This is a genomic window from Bradyrhizobium sp., from assembly GCF_049581145.1.
Lineage (GTDB): Bacteria > Pseudomonadota > Alphaproteobacteria > Rhizobiales > Xanthobacteraceae > Bradyrhizobium.
In genome coordinates, this window is the sequence record NZ_JBAURI010000129.1 from 1 (window position 1) to 4,268 (window position 4,268).

The 4,268-nt window shown below is 63.4% G+C and carries 6 protein-coding genes; all 6 read left to right on the forward strand.

All coding sequences use genetic code 11. The annotated features are described in order from the left end of the window. A partial coding sequence (locus WCB02_RS04235) for an acyl-CoA dehydrogenase family protein (RefSeq protein WP_423956588.1) occupies nucleotides 1-1,029 on the forward strand: 1,029 nt, incomplete at its 5' end. Nucleotides 1,030-1,089: 60 nt separating this feature from the next. After that, nucleotides 1,090-2,148, forward strand: coding sequence for a phosphotransferase family protein (locus WCB02_RS04240; protein WP_423956589.1), 1,059 nt, complete (start codon nucleotides 1,090-1,092; stop codon nucleotides 2,146-2,148). Nucleotides 2,149-2,442: 294 nt separating this feature from the next. Continuing rightward, a complete protein-coding gene (locus WCB02_RS04245) occupies nucleotides 2,443-2,730 on the forward strand; it encodes a hypothetical protein (RefSeq protein WP_423956590.1) in 288 nt (95 codons plus the stop codon). A gap of 32 nt (nucleotides 2,731-2,762) precedes the next feature. Next, nucleotides 2,763-3,104 (forward strand): hypothetical protein, encoded by a 342-nt coding sequence (locus WCB02_RS04250; protein ID WP_423956591.1) that lies wholly within the window; start codon nucleotides 2,763-2,765, stop codon nucleotides 3,102-3,104. A 23-nt stretch (nucleotides 3,105-3,127) separates the two neighbouring features. Next, nucleotides 3,128-3,322, forward strand: coding sequence for a hypothetical protein (locus tag WCB02_RS04255; RefSeq protein WP_423956592.1), 195 nt, complete (start codon nucleotides 3,128-3,130; stop codon nucleotides 3,320-3,322). 128 nt (nucleotides 3,323-3,450) lie between these two features. After that, nucleotides 3,451-3,732 (forward strand): transglycosylase, encoded by a 282-nt coding sequence (locus WCB02_RS04260; RefSeq protein WP_423956593.1) that lies wholly within the window; start codon nucleotides 3,451-3,453, stop codon nucleotides 3,730-3,732. The last annotated feature ends 536 nt before the right edge of the window (nucleotides 3,733-4,268 follow it).

A 4,268-nucleotide genomic window follows, 5' to 3' on the forward strand; every position in this document is an offset into this window, starting at 1 on the left:
GACGAGGAATTCCACGGCGCGGGATTGAGCAATCTGGAATATGCGTCGCTTGCGGAGGAAATGGGGCACATCGGCTGGGCCTCGGAAGTCTTCAATTGTTCGGCGCCCGATACCGGGAACATGGAAGTGTTCATCCGCTACGGCACCAAGGAGCAGAAACGGAAGTGGCTGCGGCCCTTGATGGATGGCGAAATCCGCTCCGCCTTTCTGATGACCGAGCCCGCGGTGGCGTCTTCCGATGCCACCAATATCGAGACCCGCATCGAGCGCGACGGCGATCACTACGTCATCAACGGCCGCAAATGGTGGTCGTCGGGCGTCGGCGATCCCCGCTGCAAGATCGCGATCCTGATGGGCAAGACCGATCCGACCGCGGCCAAGCACCAGCAGCAGTCGCAGATCCTGGTGCCGCTCGACACCCCCGGCATCACGGTGGAAAAGATGCTGCCGGTGTTCGGCTTCGATGACGCGCCGCACGGCCACGCCCAGGTGCTGCTGGAGAACGTCCGCGTGCCCAAGGAGAACATCCTGCTCGGCGAGGGCAGGGGGTTTGAGATCGCGCAGGGCCGCCTCGGCCCGGGCCGCATCCATCACTGCATGCGCACCATCGGCAAGGCCGAGGAGGCGCTGGAGAAGATGGTCAGGCGGCTGTCGTCGCGCACCGCGTTCGGCCGAAAGATCGTCGAATTCTCGATCTGGGAGCAGCGCATCGCGGAGGCCCGCACCGATATCGAGATGAACCGGCTGTTGTGCCTGAAGGCCGCCGACATGATGGACAAGGTCGGCAACAAGACCGCGCAACTCGAAATCGCCATGATCAAGGTCGCAGCGCCCAACATGGCGTTGAAGATCATCGACCAGGCGATCCAGGCCTATGGCGGCGCCGGCGTGTCCGACGACGCGGGGCTGGCGCGGGACTACGCCTCGATGCGCACCATGCGGCTCGCCGATGGTCCGGACGAGGTGCATAACCGCGCCATTGCCAGACTTGAACTTCGGAAGTATGCAAACTCTCCGACCAATCACTGACGGGAGTACCACGCGTGGCGCTCCCCAAGGACTGAAAGAAAACCTGAGGGAGCGTCACCCGTGTCCGACGGCGTCAGGAAGGACGAGGAGTTTTCCGGCACCAAGCCGGTCGAGGAGCGGCATCGCATCGATGAGGCGGGTCTTGCCGCCTGGATGGCCGAACATGTCGACGGTTTCCAGGGACCGCTGACCGTCCTGCAGTTCAAGGGCGGCCAGTCCAATCCGACCTACCGGCTCGACACGCCCGGCCGCTCCTATGTGATGCGGCGCAAGCCGTTCGGCAAATTGCTGCCGTCGGCCCATGCGGTCGACCGCGAATACCGCGTCATCTCCGCGCTCTCCAGGCAGGGCTTTCCGGTCGCCAAGGCCTATGCGCTGTGCACCGACGATGCGGTGATCGGCTCCGCCTTCTACATCATGTCGATGGAGGAGGGCCGGGTGTTCTGGGATCCGCTGCTGCCCAGCGAGACGCCCGACGCGCGCGGGAAAATCTTCACCAGCAAGATCGAGACGCTGGCGCGGCTGCACAATTACGATCCGGCGGCGATCGGTCTGGCCGAGTTCGGCAAGCCCGGCAATTATTTCGCCCGCCAGGTCGATCGCTGGACCAAGCAGTACCGCGCCTCCGAGACCCAGCACATTCCGGAGGTCGAAAAACTGATCGAGTGGCTGCCGCGGACGCTGCCGGAACAGAAGCGGGTCTCGGTGGTGCACGGCGACTACCGCCTCGACAACATGATCTTTCACCCGACCGAGCCGCGGGTGAAGGCGGTGCTGGACTGGGAGCTGTCGACGCTCGGCGATCCCATGGCCGACTTCACCTATCTGTTGATGCAATGGACCATGCCGGGCCTGCAGGGTGCCGACCTCAAGGCGCTCAACATCCCCTCGATGGAGGAGGCGGCGCAGATCTACTGCAACGTCGCCGGCACCGCCGTGCCCGACCTCAACTGGTATTTTGCCTACAACCTGTTCCGGCTCGCCGGCATCACCCAGGGCATCGCCGGCCGCATCCGCGACGGCACCGCCGCCAATGCGAAAGCGATCGAATCCGCCAAGCGCACCGTGCCGCTGGCGAAGGCGTCCTGGGACTACGCGCAGAAGGCGGGCGCGGTGTAGCCGCGCTTTGCGCTTGCTGTGTCACGGCGCGCCTCTCTTCTTCATCATTCCCGGACGCGCCCTCCTGGCGCGGGCCGGGAATCCCTGACCAGATCCGGGGTTATGGATTCTGGGCTCAACGCTGGCGCGTCGCCCCGGAATGACGGCGGCGTGTGAATCCGGCTGGCCGGGGTCCGGACGAAAGCGTGTTCAAATATACCCGGCTTTCGCGGAACCCTTGATCGTTCCAATGGTTGTCAGACTGAATCCCCGAGCGTAGCGGGATGGGCGACGAGCCACAGTCAGCAGTCCCAAATGATCAAATCCTTCACGGCCCTGGCAATCTTCAGCCTGCTGGGAGCGGCGGTTGTTGCCTTGCCTAGCATAGCGCCTCCAGCGCTGGCGGTTGAGACCACCGCCCTGGCCAAGGCAGATCAGCTGGCCGTTGGGCCGATCGCCGGAAATTGTTCGCAACAGATCTGGCCCAATTTCGACGCCTCCTGTCTGCGCAGCGAAAAGCCGGGAATAATCGTTCACGAGGTGCGCCAAATTACTGCACAAGCTACTGTTCAAGTCACTGCACAGGCCAACGCGCGCCGCTAGGAGGGGACTATGACAGCACGACGGAGGGGACTATGACAGCACGACGCATCATTGCTTTCGGCATCATTGCAGCGGCCGGCACGGTGGCGCCCGCCTGCGCCCGGCAGCCCTATGACGGGCTTTGGAATGTAACGATTCTCACCCGGGCCGGAAATTGCGAACCGTTGGTTCAGCTTCCGCTCACCGTCACCGACGGCAGAGTGTCGGGCGCAGCGGATGTCTCGGGCAGCATCGGACGACAAGGCATCGTCAAGGTCTCGATTCGCGGCGCTTATGCCAACGGCCAGCTCAGCGGCAATGCCGGGTCCGGCAGATGGAACGGGGCTTCCAGCGGCATCGCCTGCAGCGGCCGCTGGGAAGCGTCACGACGATAAAGTCGCAAGGAAGGGATATCTGCATGTCGCGCCACAATGAGATGCCGCCGGTGCCACCGGCCAACCGCAGTCACAAGGGCACCGGTGACGACACCCGAATGGACAAGGACGTCCCGGGAAAGGACGGCGCGATCAATACGGCGGAGCAGGGCGACACCGCCAATATCAGGCAGAACACCACCAATGCCGGTTTCTTCAAGGGACGACGCGTGAAGTAGGCGACCGTCATTCGGAATGGCATTCGCAACGAGCAGATGGATGGCGGCGAACGACGATGACGCAGGCAATGTTGCAAGATCACCATGACCGGATCATCACTGCAGGGTCACATCAAGCGGCCTGAATCATGCAAGTCACAGACCCGCTCGTCACGTTTCTGCTCGTCCTCGCCATCGGTGTGGTCGCGGGCCTGCTGTTCGACCGGCTTGCGGGACCATCCTGGCTGGCCCGACAATTCTCGGGATCGATCCGCACCATCGCCACGAGCGCACTTGTCGGTGTGGCGGGCGCGTTCGTCGGCTATCACATCGCCGTGCTGCTCGTGCTCGATGATGGAATCGTGACGGCAGTCATTGCCGCGGCGGCCGGCGCGGCTCTCGTGCTGTTCGGCTGGCGAATGGCCAGGTAGCTACAAGCGCAAGCGCCTGGACCACCGATTTTGAAGTTCGAATCATATCGGGCGCTGCGGTGCGCCCCGCGGTATCGGGGCGAGGCGAAGACATTTGTATCCGCCTCTCAAGTCGTCATCCCCGCGAAAGCGGGGATCAAGTATCCCGGAGGCGCTCATCGATCGAGAGCCTCTGGAATACGGGGTCGCCCGGTCAAGCCGGGCGATGACGGTGGGTGTGGCGCGAGGTGCATGCATCCGACAGCCGCGCATGCTGAGCGATCAAGCACCGCGCCATATGACATCTTTCAAGGTCTCGGTCGTCTAGCGTGAAATTTTCGTTAGGCGGCACCGCGCCGCGGCGGATTTGACGAACCGTCGCGCGACGACAGCGCTGTATTTACGCTGCAATTCGCCCTCTCGTCGTGCCACGCGCATGGCGCGGCACCGCGCTGGCCGGGTGGAACTGCCGGGAACCCAAGGGCAGGAGAGAGGGTTTTCAAGTGGCGAACATTCGCGAGCATCGTCTGCTGATTCCCGCTCCAGGAGGATCATCC

Coding starts and splice junctions, on each gene's coding strand:
- WCB02_RS04245 (WP_423956590.1), top strand. CDS start 2,443: ATGATCAAATCCTTCACGGCCCTGGCAATCTTCAGCCTGCTGGGAGCG.
- WCB02_RS04250 (WP_423956591.1), top strand. CDS start 2,763: ATGACAGCACGACGCATCATTGCTTTCGGCATCATTGCAGCGGCCGGC.
- WCB02_RS04255 (WP_423956592.1), top strand. CDS start 3,128: ATGTCGCGCCACAATGAGATGCCGCCGGTGCCACCGGCCAACCGCAGT.
- WCB02_RS04260 (WP_423956593.1), top strand. CDS start 3,451: ATGCAAGTCACAGACCCGCTCGTCACGTTTCTGCTCGTCCTCGCCATC.